We start from the raw sequence: 16,848 nt of genomic DNA on the forward strand, positions 1-16,848 counted from the left end.
GTCAGTCGGCGCGCCGGCCCAGTGCGTCAAGCTCCCGCAGCCCCGGGGTCCCCTGGATCACCGAGGTGAAGCTGACCTTCTCGCTGGCGGCGGTGAGGCCGGCGAGAACGGCGAGCAGCCCGGCGCGGCCGAGCGGGCCGGTCCGGGCGGCGAGCGCGACGCCGAGCACCGCGCCGAGGGCGTTCGCGCCGCTGTCGCCGAGCATCACGTCCTCGGCCAGGTCGTCGCGGAGCAGACCGGCGGCCGCGCCGGCCGCGCCCGCGGCGATCCCGCCGTGCGGGCCACCGCTCAGGGGCGCGCCGAGCAGCAGCCCCGACTTGATGGCCCGTCCGGGGCGTAGGTCGAGCAGGTTGAGCAGGTTGGCGGTGCCGGCGATCACCCCGGCGCCGAGCAGCACGTCGACGCCCCGGCCGAACGCGCCGTGGCGCTGGCGGCGCGGGTGCGCGGCGACCCGGGGATCGGCGGCGAGCAGCGCGGCGGCGCCCAGCCCGGCGGCGCCCACCCCGACGACCTTGACCAGCCCGGCGGTGACCCGTCCCTCGCGCAGCGCGGCGAGGTGACCGGTGAAGCCCTTCGCGGCCTTCTGCTCCGGGCGGGCGCCGACCACGTCGTCGTACAGCCCGACGCCGCCCGCGCCGAGGCCGGCGACCAGGGCGGCTCCGCCGGAGGCGGCGCTGGTGGCGCCGAACGCGCCGGCTGCGGCCGCGCCGGCGGCAAGCGCCGGCCCGGCGGCCAGGGTCACCGGGCGGCCGCGGAAGTTGGTGCGCTCCAGCGCTGGCCCGATCGGGGCGGTACGCACCTCACGCAGCGCGTACCGGGCGGCGGCGGCGCCGGCTCCGGCGATCAGCAGCCGGCCGAGCGCCTTCACGCCGCCACCTCGCTTCGCTCGGCAGCGGCGGAAGACGCCGCCTTGCTGTACCTCAGGTTCGCTCGCTGCGCTCGCTCACGCGCCGCCTCGTCGGTTTCGGACACGGGGGTACGTCGTTCGCTCACTGGGGCAGTCTAGGCAACAGGCCGGAGGCGGCGTTGTCGCCGACGCCGTACTGGCCGGCTTTCTTCTCGGTGAGCTGCTGCGCCAGGGCGAGGCCGCTGACGAACTGGCCCTGCAGGGTGTTGGCGTTGTCGACCGTGGAGATGGTCTGGGAGAGCACGGGGTCGCCGCGGACCACGGCCACCACGTTGCCGCCCGTGGAGCCGTTGCCGCTCACCACGATCGATCCGGTCCGGTCGAACTGCTCGGCGATCTTGACGACCGACTCGTCGCGCTTGTCGGAGTCCTTGTCGACGTACGGTTGCCCGCTGACCACGACGACGGCCTCGGCCGACCCGGTGACCTTGTTGTCGTCGGTGGTCAGGTAGCCGGCGTTGTTGTAGGCGGCGAGTACCGCCCGCCGGTCGGCGTCGCTGACCGGCGCGGTGCCCTGGGCCCGGTCCAGCAGGACGCTGGCCAGCAGGGCGCTGGAGGTCTCCACGCCGTGCCCGTTGCCGGGCAGGCCGGTGGTCTGCGCGGTCGGCCGGGCGGCGGTGACGGCCAACTCCAGCAGGTTGGAGTTGTTGTCCGGGTTGATGAACTTGTCCTGCAGGTCGACCCGGCCGGTGATGGTGGCGCCGGCGAGCTGAATCTTCTTGAGCACGCCCTCGGTGTGGTCGCGCCCGTTGGGCAGGCTGAGCACCAGCACGCGACGGCCGGTGAGGGTGCCCGGGAGGACGACCTGGGACACCTGCTCGGCGAACTCCTCCTCCAGCCCGAGCTGCTTCTCCATGCTGTTGACCTGCTGACGCCACTGCTGGTTGTCCTTGCGCAGCCCGGTGACCTGCTCCTTGAGCGAGTCGGCGACCGGGCCGTTGAGGGCGGCCGTGCCGACCACCAGGCCGATCGCCAGAGCCAGGAAGACCGCGGTGAGGGACACCACGTGGTAGCGGAAGTTGATCACGCTTGCAGCCTCTTGATCGGTCGGGAACTAGAAGAGCCGGTACAGCTGGAACACCAGATTGTCCCACCACTCGGCGGCCACGCCCAGGTATGCCTTCCCGACGGTGGAAACAGCCACCGCGGAGGCCATCGCCGCGACCGCCGAGAGCACCAGCAGCAGCAGCGACGAACCGGAGATGCTCTGCCGGTAGAGCCGACTCACGCCCTTGGCGTCGACCAGCTTGCCGCCGACCTTCAGCCGGGTCAGGAACGTCGAGGCCATCCCACCGCGGCCCTTGTCCAGGAACTCGACCAGCGTGGCGTGGGTGCCGACCGCGACCAGCAGCGAGGCGCCCTTCTCGTCGGCCAGCAGCATGGCCAGGTCCTCGCTGGTCGCCGCCGCCGGGAAGGTCACCGCCGGGACGCCGAGGCCGCTGACCCGGGGCAGCCCGGGCGCCCGCCCGTCCGGGTAGGCGTGCACGATCACCTCGGCGCCGCAGCGCAGCACGTCGTCGGTCACCGAATCCATGTCCCCGATGATCATGTCGGGGGTGTATCCGGCCTCAACCAGCGCGTCGGCGCCACCGTCGACGCCGATCAGCACCGGCTTGAACTCCCGGATGTACGGGCGCAGCACGTCCAGGTCGGCCTTGTAGTCGTAGCCGCGCACCACGATCAGGCAGTGCCGCCCCTGGATCTGGGTCTCGATGTCCGGCACGCCCACGCCGTCGAGCAGCAGGTCGCGCTCCTGGCGGAGGTAGTCCATGGTGTTGGCGGCGAACGCCTCCAACTGCACCGACAGCCCCTCCCGGGCGTCGGCCATCGCCTTGGCGACCGACTCGGTGTCCTGCAGGCTGCCGTGCGCCACCGGCTCGTCACCGGCGAAGACCGTGTTGCCCTCGATGCGCACCTGGTCGCCCTCGCGGATCCGCTCGAAGACGCCCTCCCCCAGGTCGTCCAGGAGCGGGATGCCGGCGGCGATCAGCACCTCCGGGCCGAGGTTCGGGTAGCGGCCGGAGACCGAGGGCTTGGCGTTGAGCACCGCCCCGACACCGACGGCGACCAACGAATCGGCCGCCACCCGGTCCAGGTCGACGTGGTCGATGACCGCGATGTCACCGGGCCGTAGCCGACCGACCAGGCGTTTTGTCCGGCGATCGAGGCGCGCGGTGCCGAGGACTCTGCCCGGCTCCGCGATCCGGTTCCGGCGCAACGTGGGTAGACGCATCGTGACCATCCTGGCATGTGAGGCAGCTTTTCTGTCGCGACATGCCTGAGCAGGGCCGCCTACCCAGGGAAGCACACGTCGGCGCAAGCCGGTGTGCTTGCGCCCACAATACGCGGCGTCACGGCCGCCGTTCCTTGGCCGCCACGGCCAGAAGCTCCTCGGCGTGGGCGATACCCAGATCTGAATCTGGCAAACCAGCGAGCATCCGAGCCAGCTCCCGGGCCCGCTCAGTGTCCTCCACCACCCGCACACCGCTCGTGGTCACCGCGCCGCCCGTGTCCTTCGCCACCACCAGGTGCCGGTCGGCGAACGCCGCCACCTGCGGCAGGTGGGTGACGACCAGCACCTGGTGGCTGCGGGCCAGCCGGGCCAGCCGCCGGCCGATCTCCACCGCCGCCTGACCGCCGACCCCCGCGTCGACCTCGTCGAAGACCAGCGTGGGCGGGCCACCCGAACCGGCGAAGACCACCTCGATGGCGAGCATCACCCGGGACAGCTCACCGCCGGAGGCGCCGCGCTGCAACGGCAGCGACGGCGCGCCCGGGTGGGCCAGCAACCGCAGCTCCACCTCGTCGCCGCCGTCCGGGGCGATGCCCACCTCGGCGCCGTTGACCGGCAGCGACGGCTCGGACCGTCCGGCCGGGCGGGGCAGCACCGCGACCTCGATCCGGGCGTGCGGCATGGCCAGGCCGGCCAGCTCGACGGTGACCTGATCGGCGAAGCGGACGGCCGCCTCCTGTCGGGAGACCGACACCCGACCGGCCAGATCGGCCACCTCGCCCGCCAGCCGCTGCCCCTCGCGCTCCAACTCGTCGAGCAGGTCGTCGGAGGTGTCCAGGTCGGACAGTCGGGTGCGGGCCCGCTCGGCCCACGCGATCACCCCGTCGACGTCGTCGGCGTACTTGCGGGTCAGCGCGCGCAGCGCGGCCCGCCGCTCGTAGATGTGCTGCAACCGGGCCGGATCCGCGTCGAGCGTCGCCAGGTACGCCGACAGCTCGGCGGAGACGTCGGTGACCAGGGTGGCCGCCTCCTCCAGCCGGGCCGCCAGCTCACCGAGCGCCGGATCGGTGCCGGACTGCGCCTCCAGGGTGCGCCGGGAGGTGCCCAGCAGCGCCGTCGCGTCCGGTGTCTCGTCGGCCGCCTCCGCGCCGCCGGCCAGGCACTGCTGGGCCACCTGCGCGGCCGTACGCAGCCCCTCGGCGTGCTCGAGGCGCTGCGCCTCGGCCTTCAGCTCGTCATCCTCACCGGGCTGCGGATCGACCCGGGTGATCTCGTCGAGGCCGAGCCGCAGCAGGTCGGCCTCCTGGTTGCGCTCGCGGGCGTTGCGGCGGCGGTCGGCCAGGTCGTCGACGATCCGCCGCCAACCGGTGTACGCCTCGCGCAGCGCGTCGAGCAGCTTCTCGTGCGCCGGGCCGGCGAACCGGTCCAGTGCCGCCCGCTGCTCGGCCGGGCGCAGCAGCCGCAGCTGGTCGGACTGGCCGTGCACGGCCACCGCCTGCTCACCCACCTCACCGAGCATCGACACCGGCATGCTCCGGCCACCGAGGTGGGCACGGGACCGGCCCTCCACCGTCACCGTGCGGCTCAGCAGCAGCGAACCGTCCTCGTCGGGGTCGCCGCCGGCGTCGGTGATCCGGGCGTACACCGCGTCGGCGACCCGGCCCTGCAGGCGCAGCCGCCCCTCCACCACGGCCCGCCCGGGCTGGGCACGGACCCGCCCGGCGTCGGCCCGGCCCCCGAAGAGCAGGCCGAGGCCGGTGACCACCATCGTCTTGCCCGCACCGGTCTCGCCGGTGATGACGTTCATCCCGCCGGTCAACGGCAGCGTGGTGTCCTCGATGACGCCCAGTCCGGTGATGCGCAGCTCTTCCAGCACAGCAACCGACAGTAGACGCGTGGCCCGACACTTGACCAGCCGACGGAGCCGCGGGGCAGGTCGCCGTACGGCCGGCACCGGGCCGACGTACAGTTCTGCCCCGTGTTGGACGTGATCGGCCTGACCCCGGCTGAAGAGGAGCTCTACCGCTGCCTGCTCCAGCTCACCACGGCCCGGATCGACGAGCTGGTCCAGCGGCTGCAACGCCCGCGGGCGCAGGTCGTCGCGCAGGTCGAGGCCCTACGGATCAAGGGCCTGGTGCTGCCCACCGACACCGACCCGGACGCCCCGCTGCGCCCGAGGGCACCGGACGTCGCCCTCGGCGCGGCGCTGCTGCGCCGACAGGAGGACCTGGAGGCGGCCCGGCGGCGGGTCACCCAACTGGCCGAGGAGTACCGGTCCGGGCTGCGCCGTCACCACGGTGACCACCTGGTCGAGGTGATCACCGGGGCGCGGATGCTCCGGGACCGGCTCCGCGATCTGCAGAACTCGGCGCGTACCGAGGTGCTCTGGTTCTGCCGGACGAACCCCCTCGCGATGGCCGGCCCGGAGAACGTCGAGGAGTTCGACGCGCTGGCCCGCGGGGTGAACTACCGGGCCATCTACGAGCGGGACCTGCTGCTGGAACCGGGCGCGCTGGCCGACCTGGCCAAGGGGGTCGCCGCCGGCGAGCAGGCCCGCGTCCTGGACCGGCTGCCGGTCCGACTCGCCATCGTGGACGCCCGCACCGCCATCTGCCCGCTCGTGCCCGACCGCGACGGCGGCGAGCCGAGCGCCGCCGTGATCGGCCGCAGTCAACTGCTCGACGCGCTGCTCGCCCTCTTCGAGAGCCACTGGCGGGTGGCGACCCGGCTGCGCCTGGACGACCCGCTGGCCGTGCCGGCGTCCGAGAGCCGCAGGCCCGACGACCCCGACGACCACCCCGGCGACGGCTACCGACCGGACGCCGACGAGGCGCGGCTGCTGTCGCTGTTCGTGGCCGGGGTGCCGGACAAGTCCATCGCCTCGCAACTCGGGGTGAGCCGTCGGACCGTGCAGCGCCGACTCGCCGACCTGATGGCCGCCGCCGGCGTGGACACCCGGCCCGGGCTGGCCTTCCAGGTCGCCCGGCGGGGCTGGATCTGAGCGAAGGGGCGGGACGGCCCACGGCCGCCCCGCCCCGCGCGCGTCAGCGCAGCCCGTACGCGTCGACCACGGTCTGGTCGACGGTGTTACCGGCCCGGTCGCTGCCGTGCACCCGCAGGGACACCGTGCCCCGGCCGGCCGGGACGGTGGCGGTGAACCGGGTGCCGGAGCCCTTCACCGGCACCTTGCGCCAGGTCTTCCCGCCGTCGAAGGACACCTCGACCCGCAGGCTGGTGCCGGTCGGCGCCGGCACGCCCGCCGGCTGGCGCAGGCTCAACCCCAGCCGGTGCGTCCGACCGCCGGCCACCTGGCCGCGCAGGTCGGCCGGGACCTGGTAGTCGACCTGGAGCAGCGGCAGCGGCCGGGCCTTCTCCTCGGCCGGGCGGGCCGAGGTGAACTGCCAGGCCGTCTCGGTACGGGTGGCGTAGCGCCACTCGTCCGAGGACCGCCGCGTGGTCAGGTCGAGCCGGTAGCGGGCCGACTCCGCCGTGGTGTGCACCGGTGCCCACCCGCCGGAAAGGTCGGCGATCTGCTTCCCGTCCCGACTGAGCCGGGCCTCGACGGAGTCCGACTCCTCGCTGCCGCCGGCCGGACTGTAGTGCCCGTCGGCGTCGACATACTCGGCCACCCGCAGGTCCAACGTGTCCCCGGTGCGGGACGGCACCGGCACCGCAGCGCCGGCCGGGACGGCCGGACGGACCACCGGGACGTGCCAGCTCTCGGTGTCCCGGTCGTCAGCGTCGTACCGCCTGGGCTGCTGGGTGAGCCCGCCGAGCAGACGACCCCAGGACCAGGTGAGCTTGTGCAGGACCTGGTGCTGCCACCAGTTGTCACCGGCGCTGACGAACTCCTGCCGGGTGGTGCCGGTACGCACCAGCCGCTGGTCGTCGTTCCAGGAGGTCTCCTGCCACGGACGCCAGCCGAACCGCTGCTCGGTGGCCCACTCCGAACCGCCGACGTCACCGTAGCGGGCGGTCACCTCGGCGGTGTTCTTCGCGGTGACCGTGTGCACGATCCGCTCCGGCACCCGACCCTTCGAGACCTGCCACACGTCGTACAGGTACGGGCTGTCCACGGTCAGCGTCAGGTCCAGCGTCGCGCGGCCCTTGCGGACCGTCGCGATCAACCGCTGCCCGTCGTCGTACGCCACCGCCATCGCGGGCACGGGAAGCCGGTCGCCCACCGGGTTCCAGACGGTCCACGCGCTGAAGTCCGCCGGGCGGACGATGAGCACCGACTTCGCACCGGCCGCCGCGGCCGCCGCGATCTGCTCCTCCTCGGAGACATCCGGGCTGCCGCTGAGCAGTGCCGCGGCGCCCCGCACCCCGGCCAGCTCGGCGGGGGTGCCGGTGCCGGCCCAGACCAGCGGCAGCTTCTGCCGTCCGATCGGCGCCGGCGAATAACCCATCAGGTTGATGTCCAGCGGACCGGAGAATCCGCTGATCCGGGCGTCCACCATCGGTGCGACCAGCTGCCAGCGCGAGGCGAACTCGAATTCGCCCTGGCGCACCGCGCGGGTCGGCGTGACGTTGACCTGCTGGATGGTGCTGAAGGTCATCACGCCGTGGTCGACCTGCCGGCCGTTGCCGAAGACCCGGTGCTCGTAGAAGCTGATCGCGGCCCGCTGCTCGGTCGGTTTCGGCGTCTCGATCCGCACCGGGGTGCCCTTGCGCGGGTCGAGCACCACGGTGACGTCCCCGGTGACCATCAGCTCCGGGTCGGTGACCAGGGTGATCTGCTCGTCCAGCGGAGCGCCGTGCTCGATCAGCGCCTCGACCAGGTAGGGGCCCTCCTCGACCTGCACCTGCGTCTCGCCGCCGGCCCAGCCGATGTAGTCGGACTCGGGGTGCTCGCCGAAGAGGGTGAGCACCGGCGACATGCCCGGCTGCCCCTGCATGTCCAGCACCCGGAAGGTGACCGTGTGCTGCGGGCCGCTCAGGGTGAGCCCGACCGCCGTACGCACCGCCACGCCGTCCGCGCCGGTGGCCACCAGCCACCCGCCGTGCGGGCCACGGTCCAGCTTCGCCGGGTCGGCGCGCAGCGGAACGGCCACGCTGCCGCCCGCCGGCACGGTGACCTCGCCGCCGCCGACGGTGACCCCGTCGGCCTCGGCCGCGCCGCTGTCCAGGTTGCGCAGCTCCAGGGCCAGCCGCAGGGTCTGCGGGGCCGCCGTGCCGTTGGTGTACGTGACGGTCCGCTCGACCGCCGCACCGCCGGTGGACACCCGACCGAAGTCGGCGGTGCCCGAGCCGTACACCCGCTGGCTGAGCGCCCGGGCCACGTCGACCCGGCCGCCGCCCTGCTCGAAGACGGTCAGCTCCGGGTTCGCCTTCGTGGTGCTCACCAGCGCGTCCTTGAGCTTCCCGGCCGTCCAGTCCGGGTGTTCCTGGGCGAGGATCGCGGCCGCGCCGGCGACGTGCGGGGTGGCCATCGAGGTGCCGGACGCCGTCGTGTACGCGTCCCCCACCGGCGTACCCATGGTGGTGCCAGCGGCCCGGGCGGCGATGATGCCGACGCCCGGCGCGGTGATCTCCGGCTTGAGGCCGTTGTCGCCGAGCCGCGGGCCGCGGCTGGAGAAGTCCGCGAGGTTGTCGTCGCGGTCGACCGCGCCGACGGTGAGCGCCGCGGCGGCCGCGCCTGGCGAGCCGACGGTACGCGCCGCGCCCTCGTTGCCGGCGGCGATGACGAACAGGGCCCCGGTCTCGGCGGTCAGGTCGTTGACGGCCTGGCTCATCGGGTCGGTGCCGTCGGTGGCGGAGCCGCCGAGGCTCATGCTGACGACCTTCGCGCCGGAGTGGGCGGCCCACTCCATGCCCGCGATGATGGACGATTCGTAGCCGGAGCCGGCGTCGTCGAGCACCTTGCCGACCAGCAGTCGCGCGCCGGGGGCGACGCCCTTGCGCAGCCCGGCGGAGGCGGCGCCGCTGCCGGCGATGGTGGCCGCCACGTGGGTGCCGTGGCCGTGCCCGTCGTTGGCGCTGCCGCTGCCGGAGAAGTCCTGCGCCTCGGTGATCCGCCCGGCCAGGTCGGGGTGGGTGGCGTCGACGCCGGTGTCGAGCACCGCCACCTTCACGCCGTTGCCGTCCCGGCCGGCCGCCCAGGCCGCCGGGGCGCCGATCTGCGGCACGCTGTGCTCCAGCGTCGGGCGGACCTTCCCGTCCAGCCAGATCCGGGCGACGCCGGCGCCGAGCCGGGCCTGCGCACCGGCGGTACGGGCCTGCGGGGTGCCGCGCAGCGTCGTCCACAGGCCGCCGAGGTCACCCTTGCCGACCCGCAGCGCCGCGCCGTTGATGCTCTCCAGCGGCCGGGCGTCGGTGGCGCCGGCGAGCGGCCGGACCCGGCCGGCGGCCGGCTCCTGGTAGCGCACGATCAGCGGCAGCGCGCCCTGCGCGGCGTCGCCGTACCCGTCGGCGGCCAGCTCCTGCACGTCGAACAGGTTCGGGTCGAGCACCCCTGCGGAGACGTACGGCACGACGTCGCTGGGCAGCACCCGCAGCCCGCCGTCGGCCTCCACGGTGTGGAAGGTGATCCGCTCGCGGCCGGGGCCGGGGCGGACGGTGGCGGCCAGCCGGCCGGGCGCCGCCTGCACCAGTGCGACCTGGTCGCCGGTGATGAGGGTGATGTGGACGGGCGCGGTACCCGGGACGGTCGGACCCGGGTTCGGGCCGGTGGGCCGGGCGGGCGGGTCGGCGGACGCCGGTGCGGCGAGCCCGACGACCAGCGCGCCGACCGCGCCGGCGGTCAGCCAGCGTGGGGGCCATTGCATGCGATGCGCTCCTCTACTCCAGGGGGGCCGGTCTCAGGGAGATCGACCGATCGGAGTCTGCGACGCAGCGCGTCGGCTGGTCACTAGCTGCGGTGCGCCGCACCAGCGACATGTCGCCAGGTGGACATCGGGCGGCGGACGGCGGGCCGTCGGATGTCCGGCGGGTTTCCACCGGACATCCGGGATCCCGTCGCCCCGTCGAGGCGATGCCGTGCCGGGCGGCGGGTCAGCGGCGAGAGCCGCGCCAGCCGTGCACGGGCAGCCCGAACTTGGCGACCAGCCGGTCGGTGAACGGGCGGGCCCGCAACCGGACGATGCGCACCGGCAGCGCGCCTCTGCGCACCGTGACCCGGGCGCCGGGCGGCAGGTCGTAGACCCGTCGCCCGTCGCAGCAGAGCACGGCGAGGGTGGTGAACGGGTCGACGGTGATCACGAACGTGGACGTCGGGGCGGTGACCAGCGGACGGCTGAACAACGCGTGCGCGCTGATCGGCACCAGCAGCAGCGCCTCCACCTCCGGCCAGACCACCGGCCCGCCGCCGGAGAACGCGTACGCGGTGGAGCCGGTGGGGGTGGCGCAGACCACGCCGTCGCATCCGTAACGGGACAGCGGCCGGCCGTCCACGTCGACGAGGAGTTCGAGCATCTGCGCCCGCTCGCCCTTCTCGACGCTGATCTCGTTGAGCGCCCAGGACTCGATGGTCGGGCCACCGTCGAACTCGGCCGTGACATCCAGGGTGAGCCGCTCGTCCACCGTGTAGTTGCGCCCGACGACGTCACGGACCGCGGTGTCCAGGTCGTTGATCTCGGCCTCGGCCAGGAAGCCCACCTTGCCGAGGTTTATGCCGAGCAGAGGCGCCTTCGCCGGACGGGCCAGCTCGGCCGCGCGCAGGAACGTGCCATCCCCGCCGAGCGCGAAGACGATCTCGGCGCCCTCGGCGGCCTCCGGGCCGGCGATCGGCACCACGCCGGGCAGGTCGAGGTCGTCGGCCTCCTCGGCGATCACCCGGACCTCGAACCCCGCGGCGATGAGATCGGCGGCGACGGCGCGGGCGTGCTCGGTGCTGCGCCGACGGCCGGTGTGGGTCACCAGCAGCGCGGTCCGGCTCATCGCAGCGGCCGCCCGTCCACGGCGGGACGACGCCCAGCCGTCGCCGTCGCCGCCCCGGTGCGGCCGCGTGTCCCGCGTGCCGTCCCGGAACGCTCGCTGCACGCGTTCATCCTGCGACCTCCTCCGCCGCCGCCGCGTCCGGCACGTCGCCGGTCGTCGTCAGGCCGTCCGGCCCGGCCGCCACCACGGCCCGCACCCGCTGCGGGTCGGCCGGCGGTGCGCCCCGGCGCAACCATACGAAGAACTCCACGTTGCCGCTCGGCCCGGGCAGCGGGCTGGCCGCCACGTCGGCCAGCCCGAGGCCGAGCTGTGCCGCCGCGGCGGCCACGTCGAGCACCGCCTCGGCGCGCAGCGCCGGCTCGCGGACCACACCACCGGCGCCGACCCGGTCCTTGCCCACCTCGAACTGCGGCTTGACCATCAACGCCAGGTCGCCGTCGTCCCGGGTGCAGCCGGCCAGCGCCGGCAACACCAGCCGGAGCGAGATGAACGACAGGTCCGCCACCGTGAGGTCGACCGGCCCGCCGATCACCTCAGGGTCGAGCGTACGAACGTTGGTGCGCTCCAGGACCCGGACCCGCTCGTCGGTGCGCAGCGACCAGGCGAGCTGCCCGTAGCCGACGTCCACGGCCACCACCTCGGCGGCACCGGCGCGCAGCAGTACGTCGGTGAAGCCGCCGGTCGACGCGCCGGCGTCCAGGCAGCGCCGGCCGGCGACGGTCAGCCCGGCGGGACCGAACACGGCCAACGCGCCGGCGAGCTTGTGCCCGCCCCGGGAGACGTACTCCTCGGCCGGGTCGGCGCCGGTGACCAGCAGCGGGTCGGCGGGGTCGACCATCGCGGCGGCCTTGCGCGCGGGCACCCCGCGCAGCTGGACGCGGCCGGCCTCCACCAGCGCGGCGGCCTGCTCGCGGGAGCGGGCCAGACCGCGGCGGACGAGTTCGGCGTCCAGCCGGTTACGACGTGCCATGGGTGGTTCTCCGGTCTGCTCAGGCCTGGTCGTCCCGCTCAGGTCTGGTCGATGGTGGCGAGGGTTTCCCGCAGCGTCTCGTAGGCCGCCTCGTACTGCGCGATCTGGTCCGCCGGGGCGAGCGTCGCCGCGTTGGCCATGGCCTGCACCGCGGCGTCGACGGCAGGGTGCCGCGCCTCGTCGTCCCCCAGCTCCGGCGGCGGGCCCGGGCGGACGCTCGCTGGCGGGCCCGGTCGGGCGGCGAACGACCCGCTGGCGGGCGGACCGGGCCGGATGCCCGGCTGCGGGCCTGGACGCGCGCCGGGCGGCGGGCCCGGGCGCACGCCACCGGTCACCGAGGGCTCCGGTCGGTCGGCGCGACGCTCACCGGGTGTCGTCCGGCCGCTGCTCGCCGACCGCCTTCTTGGTCGGCATGTCCGCCGGAGTCGGGGCCTCGTCGGTGGTCCGGCTGATCGTCGCCGGTGGCTTCCTCGCGATGGCCTTCTTGGCCACGGCCTTCTTCGCGATGGCCTTCTTGGCCACCGGCGCGGAGACCGGAGCGCCCGCCTCGCCGTCCGACGGCACCAGACCGGCGTCGGGCTGTGCGGCGCGGGTCGGGTCAGGCTGTGCGGTGGAACCGGCCGGCGGCGCGCCGGACGGCTCGGCGGTCCGCGCCTCGCGCAACTGCCGTTCCAGGTCGCGCACCCGTCGGGTCAGCTCGGCCACCTCATCCGCGGTTGCCAGGCCGACCGCGCCGAGGGCCCGATCGACCTCGAAACGGACCAGCTTGGTCAGCGCCTCCCGGTTGGCGGCGCCGGTGGTGACCAGTTCCTCACCGAGTGCCTGGAGTTGGGCGGCCGTCGCGCCGCCGGAGCCGACGAGGCGACGCGCCACGTCCTGAGCCTTCTTCCGGGGCGCCTCCGCCAGGCCCATGGCCAGTTCGAGGTAGGCGCGCCACGCGTCCTGCATGCCTGAATCCTTCCGCGGGGCGGGGTGTGCAGGTGCCACGCTACCGGGCACCCCGGACTGTCCTGTGCGGTACGGTGCCGAGGACGGCGTGGCGATCAAAAAGGGGGAGATGTGGCCAGCGTGGACGAGTGCCGGCAGGCATTGCAGGAGCTGGCCGCCCGGCTGGATCGCAACGCCCAGACGGTGCGTGAACGGATCGACCTGGACCGGACGCTGGCCTGCCGGATCACCGACCTGGAGACCGCTTTCCACGGCCGGATCAGCGGCGGGCGGCTGGTCGAGCTGACCGACGGCGACGACCCCAAGGCCAAGATCGCGCTGAGCACGTCCAGCGACGACCTGCTCGCCCTGGTCCGCGGCGACCTGGACGTCACCGGGGCAGTGGCCTCCCGCCGCGTGTCGATCAAGGCCAACCCGTTCGACCTGATGAAGCTGCGCAAGCTGCTCTGACGAACGCCGGCGCGTTCGGCCGGCGACCGGGTCATCCTCCCGCGGGCAGACCGAGGCTCTCCAACGCGTGGGCCGCATCCGGTCCCACCGAGCGGATCTGCGGCAACACCGGGGCCGACCACGCCGCCGCGCAGAGCGCGGCCAACGCGTCCAACGGCCGACCCGAACCGGCCAGCTCCAGCGCACCGTCGCGGTCCGTCACCGACCAGCCGCCAGCGTCCGCCGGACCCGGGACCCGCACCACGGCGGCCGGGTCGAAGAGCCCCGCCAGGTCCTGCGCGACGTACGTGGGACGGCGCTTTGGCTCGGCGGCCAACAGGTCGGGTACGCGGCTGACACCGGTGAGCACGAGCAGGCTGTCCAGCCCGGCCCGCCGGGCGCCCTCGATGTCGGTGTCCAACCGGTCGCCGACGACCAGCGCCCGGCCGCCGTCGCTACGCCGGGCAGCGGTCTCGAACAACGCCGACTCCGGCTTGCCGACCACCACGTCAGGGTCCCGCTCCAACGCGGTACGCAGCACGGCGACCAGCGAGCCGTTGCCGGGCAGCGGGCCCCGGCCACTGGGCAACGTCCGGTCGGTGTTGGTGGCGATCCAGATCGCGCCGGCCCGCACCGCGAGCGACGCCTCGGCCAGCTCGGCCCAGCCGACCTGCGGACCGTAGCCCTGCACCACGGCTGCCGGTTTCTCATCCGCCTGGGAGACCGGGGTCAGCCCGACAGCGCGCAGCTCGGCGCGCAGCGCCTCCGCGCCGACCACGAGCACCGGCGCACCGGCGGGCAGCCGGTCGCGCAGCAGCTCCGCCGAGGCCGCAGCGGAGGTGAGCACCTCCTCCGGCCGGGCTGGCACGCCCATCCCGGTCAGCAGGTCGGCGACCTCGCTGGACCGGCGGGAGGCGTTGTTGGTGGCGTAGGCCACCGCCCGCCCCTCAGCGTGCAGCCGGGCCACCGCCTCGGCGGCACCGGGGATCGGCCGGTCGATCAGGTAGATCACCCCGTCCAGGTCGAAGACGACCAGGGTGTACCCGTCGATCAGCCGCTCCCCGGCATCCGCGCTCACCGCTGCGTCGACCCCGACTCGTCACCCCGGTCCGGAGCGCTCCCGTCGGTGTTCACCGCGTCGCCGTCGCCAGCCGCATCGGCCGCGGTGGTGTCCGCCTCGACCTCACCCGGGTGACGGTCCTCGTCCTCGCCGTCAAGGTCCTCGTCGACACCGGAGCGACCGGCAGGGCCGTCCTCCTCGTCGTCGTCGAAGTCCTCGTCGTCGAGGTCGTCCTCGTCGTCCTCGTCGTCGAGGTCGTCGTCCTCGTCGAGGTCGTCTTCGTCGTCCTCGTCGTCGTCCTCGTCCTCGTCGTCGTCGTCTTCGTCGTCACCGGCGGTGAGCTCGGTGTCCGGTCGAGCCGGCACCGCGCCGGGAGTACCCGGACCAGCGGCGATCTCCTCGGCCATCTCGTCCTCGTCGTCGCCCTCGATGAGCACGCCGTCGAGTTCCAGCAGCCGCTCCGCGGCGTCGGTCTCGCCCTCGGTGTCCACGTCAGCGGCGCGGGAGAACCACTCGCGGGCCTCCTCGCGCCGACCCACCGCGAGCAGCGCGTCGGCGTACGCGTAACGCAGCCGCGCCGTCCACGGCACGGTGGCCTCGCTCGTGAGGTCCGGGACCTGGAGCATCGCCACGGCGGCGTCCTTCTGCCCGAGGTCGCCCCGGGCGCCGGCGGCGACGATCAGCAGCTCGATCGCCACGGCCTGGTCCAGCTTGTCCCGGTCGGCGCCGCGGAACAGGTCGATGGCCCGCTCCGGCCGACCCAGGGCACGCTCACAGTCCGCGAGCACGGCCAGGTGGCTCTGCAGTCCGCTCATCCGGTGGTACGTGCGCAGCTCGGCGATCGCCGTCTGCCACTCCCCCGCGTGGTACGCGGCCAGGCCGACCGCCTCACGGACGGCGGAGATGCGCGACGCGAGCCGCCGTGCGGCCAGCGCGTGCGCCAGCGCCTCGGCCGGATCCTCGTCGATCAACTGGCCGGTGGCGACCAGGTGCCGCGCCACCGACTCGGCGACCGGCTTGTTCAGCGAGAGCAGCTCGGCGCGAACGTCCTTGTCAAGATCGGTCGCGAGGATGTCGTCCGGCAACGCCGGAGCCTGGCTGCGCCCGCCCTCGGACGAACCGGAGCCCGCACCACGGTCATCGCGGCGGAACTCACCCTCGCGACGCGGCCGCTCGTCGGCCCGGAAGCCGCCCTCGCGGTCGCCACCACGGTAGCCACCCCCACGGCGGTCACCACCGCGGAAGCCGCCCTCACGGTCGCCACCACGGAAGCCGCCGCCCTCACGCGGGGCGCTCTGCCGGGAACCATCGCGGTCACCACCGCGGAAGCCACCCTCGCGGGGAGCGCCGCCCTCGCGACGGTCACCACCGCGGAAGCCACCCTCACGGCGCTCGCCGCCCCGGAAGCCGCCCTCACGGTCGCCGCCCCGGAAGCCGCCCTCACGGGGCGCGCCACCCTCACGGCGATCGCCGCCACGGAAACCACCCTCGCGCGGGGCGCCGCCCTCGCGACGGTCGCCACCCCGGAAACCACCCTCACGGCGCTCGCCGCCCCGGAAGCCGCCCTCGCGGGGCGCGCCACCTTCGCGACGGTCACCGCCGCGGAAGCCGCCGCCCTCACGGCGCTCGCCGCCCCGGAAACCGCCCTCGCGGGGCGCGCCGCCCTCGCGACGGTCACCGCCCCGGAAACCGCCCTCACGACGGTCACCACCGCGGAAACCACCATCGCGGTCACCACCCCGGAAGCCACCCTCGCGGGGCGCGCCGCCCTCGCGACGGTCACCACCGCGGAAACCACCGTCGCGGTCACCACCGCGGAAGCCGCCCTCGCGGTCACCACCGCGGAAGCCACCCTCGCGGCGCTCGCCGCCACGGAACCCGCCGTCGCGATCACCGCCCCGGAAGCCGCCGCCCTCACGCGGGGCACCAGGCCGGGGACCATCGCGGTCGCCACCACGGAAGCCGCCGCCCTCGCGGCGCTCGCCGCCACGGAACCCACCCTCGCGGTCACCGCCACGGAAACCACCCTCGCGGGACGGGCCGGAGCGGCTGCGATCGCCGCCCTGGTAGCCGCCCTCACGACGATCGCCACCACGGAAGCCGCCGCCCTCGCGGTCACCGCCGCGGTAGCCACCCTCACGGGGCGCACCCGAACGCGAACCGTCCCGGTCACCACCACGGAAACCACCCTCGCGACGGTCACCACCCCGGTAGCCGCCCTCGCGGGAGCCACCCGAGCGCGAACCGTCGCGGTCGCCACCGCGGAAACCACCCTCACGAGGCGCACCCGAACGCGAACCGTCCCGGTCACCACCACGGAAGCCACCCTCGCGGGAGCCACCCGAGCGCGAACCGTCGCGGTCGCCACCGCGGAAACCACCCTCACGAGGCGCACCCGAACGCGAACCGTCCCGGTCACCACC

13 protein-coding genes are annotated in these 16,848 nt (G+C 74.4%); 2 read left to right on the forward strand and 11 right to left on the reverse strand.

What is annotated here, in order from left to right:
• Position 1: 1 nt before the first annotated feature.
• From ABZU69_RS34770 to recN, 4 genes are all read right to left on the reverse strand, one after another.
• Positions 2-868 (reverse strand): hypothetical protein, encoded by an 867-nt coding sequence (locus ABZU69_RS34770; RefSeq protein WP_354968496.1) that lies wholly within the window; start codon positions 866-868, stop codon positions 2-4.
• 121 nt (positions 869-989) lie between these two features.
• Complete coding sequence (locus ABZU69_RS34775) at positions 990-1,934, reverse strand: copper transporter (protein WP_354968497.1); 945 nt, start codon at positions 1,932-1,934, stop codon at positions 990-992.
• A 27-nt stretch (positions 1,935-1,961) separates the two neighbouring features.
• A complete protein-coding gene (steA, locus tag ABZU69_RS34780; RefSeq protein WP_354968499.1) occupies positions 1,962-3,140 on the reverse strand; it encodes a putative cytokinetic ring protein SteA in 1,179 nt (392 codons plus the stop codon).
• 118 nt (positions 3,141-3,258) lie between these two features.
• The gene (gene recN / locus ABZU69_RS34785) at positions 3,259-5,016 is read right to left on the reverse strand and encodes a DNA repair protein RecN (protein WP_354968500.1); all 1,758 of its coding nucleotides are present in this window, start codon (positions 5,014-5,016) and stop codon (positions 3,259-3,261) included.
• A gap of 102 nt (positions 5,017-5,118) precedes the next feature.
• On the opposite strand from recN, the gene ABZU69_RS34790 reads away from it, so the two are divergent.
• The gene (locus ABZU69_RS34790; protein WP_354968501.1) at positions 5,119-6,141 is read left to right on the forward strand and encodes a helix-turn-helix domain-containing protein; all 1,023 of its coding nucleotides are present in this window, start codon (positions 5,119-5,121) and stop codon (positions 6,139-6,141) included.
• A 43-nt stretch (positions 6,142-6,184) separates the two neighbouring features.
• On the opposite strand, the gene ABZU69_RS34795 is transcribed toward ABZU69_RS34790, so the two are convergent.
• From ABZU69_RS34795 to ABZU69_RS34815, 5 genes are all read right to left on the reverse strand, one after another.
• Positions 6,185-9,907 (reverse strand): S8 family serine peptidase, encoded by a 3,723-nt coding sequence (locus tag ABZU69_RS34795; RefSeq protein WP_354968502.1) that lies wholly within the window; start codon positions 9,905-9,907, stop codon positions 6,185-6,187.
• Between the two features lie 226 nt (positions 9,908-10,133).
• Positions 10,134-11,018, reverse strand: coding sequence for an NAD kinase (locus tag ABZU69_RS34800; protein WP_354968512.1), 885 nt, complete (start codon positions 11,016-11,018; stop codon positions 10,134-10,136).
• A gap of 106 nt (positions 11,019-11,124) precedes the next feature.
• Positions 11,125-11,988 carry a TlyA family RNA methyltransferase gene (locus tag ABZU69_RS34805; protein WP_354968503.1) on the reverse strand — a complete coding sequence of 288 codons (864 nt, stop codon included), beginning with the start codon at positions 11,986-11,988 and terminating at the stop codon, positions 11,125-11,127.
• A gap of 38 nt (positions 11,989-12,026) precedes the next feature.
• Positions 12,027-12,323 carry a hypothetical protein gene (locus ABZU69_RS34810; protein ID WP_354968504.1) on the reverse strand — a complete coding sequence of 99 codons (297 nt, stop codon included), beginning with the start codon at positions 12,321-12,323 and terminating at the stop codon, positions 12,027-12,029.
• Between the two features lie 28 nt (positions 12,324-12,351).
• A complete protein-coding gene (locus ABZU69_RS34815) occupies positions 12,352-12,936 on the reverse strand; it encodes a hypothetical protein (protein ID WP_354968505.1) in 585 nt (194 codons plus the stop codon).
• 111 nt (positions 12,937-13,047) lie between these two features.
• Between ABZU69_RS34815 and ABZU69_RS34820 the strand changes: the two genes are divergently transcribed.
• Positions 13,048-13,386 (forward strand): SCP2 sterol-binding domain-containing protein, encoded by a 339-nt coding sequence (locus ABZU69_RS34820; protein WP_354968506.1) that lies wholly within the window; start codon positions 13,048-13,050, stop codon positions 13,384-13,386.
• 31 nt (positions 13,387-13,417) lie between these two features.
• On the opposite strand, the gene ABZU69_RS34825 is transcribed toward ABZU69_RS34820, so the two are convergent.
• Both ABZU69_RS34825 and ABZU69_RS34830 read right to left on the reverse strand, forming a co-directional pair.
• Positions 13,418-14,443 carry an HAD-IIA family hydrolase gene (locus ABZU69_RS34825; RefSeq protein ID WP_354968507.1) on the reverse strand — a complete coding sequence of 342 codons (1,026 nt, stop codon included), beginning with the start codon at positions 14,441-14,443 and terminating at the stop codon, positions 13,418-13,420.
• Positions 14,440-15,426, reverse strand: coding sequence for a hypothetical protein (locus ABZU69_RS34830; RefSeq protein ID WP_354968508.1), 987 nt, complete (start codon positions 15,424-15,426; stop codon positions 14,440-14,442). The genes ABZU69_RS34825 and ABZU69_RS34830 overlap by 4 nt, the downstream gene beginning before the upstream one ends.
• Positions 15,427-16,848: the final 1,422 nt, after the last annotated feature.

The sequence above is a fragment of the Micromonospora sp. NPDC005206 genome, from assembly GCF_040608175.1.
Taxonomy (GTDB): domain Bacteria; phylum Actinomycetota; class Actinomycetes; order Mycobacteriales; family Micromonosporaceae; genus Micromonospora.

What these genes read in the sequence shown, in the direction of transcription:
- ABZU69_RS34795 (WP_354968502.1), bottom strand. Translation starts at nt 9,907, where the DNA reads ATGCAATGGCCCCCACGCTGGCTGACCGCCGGCGCGGTCGGCGCGCTG.
- ABZU69_RS34815 (WP_354968505.1), bottom strand. Translation starts at nt 12,936, where the DNA reads ATGCAGGACGCGTGGCGCGCCTACCTCGAACTGGCCATGGGCCTGGCG.
- steA (WP_354968499.1), bottom strand. Translation starts at nt 3,140, where the DNA reads ATGCGTCTACCCACGTTGCGCCGGAACCGGATCGCGGAGCCGGGCAGA.
- ABZU69_RS34805 (WP_354968503.1), bottom strand. Translation starts at nt 11,988, where the DNA reads ATGGCACGTCGTAACCGGCTGGACGCCGAACTCGTCCGCCGCGGTCTG.
- ABZU69_RS34800 (WP_354968512.1), bottom strand. Translation starts at nt 11,018, where the DNA reads ATGAGCCGGACCGCGCTGCTGGTGACCCACACCGGCCGTCGGCGCAGC.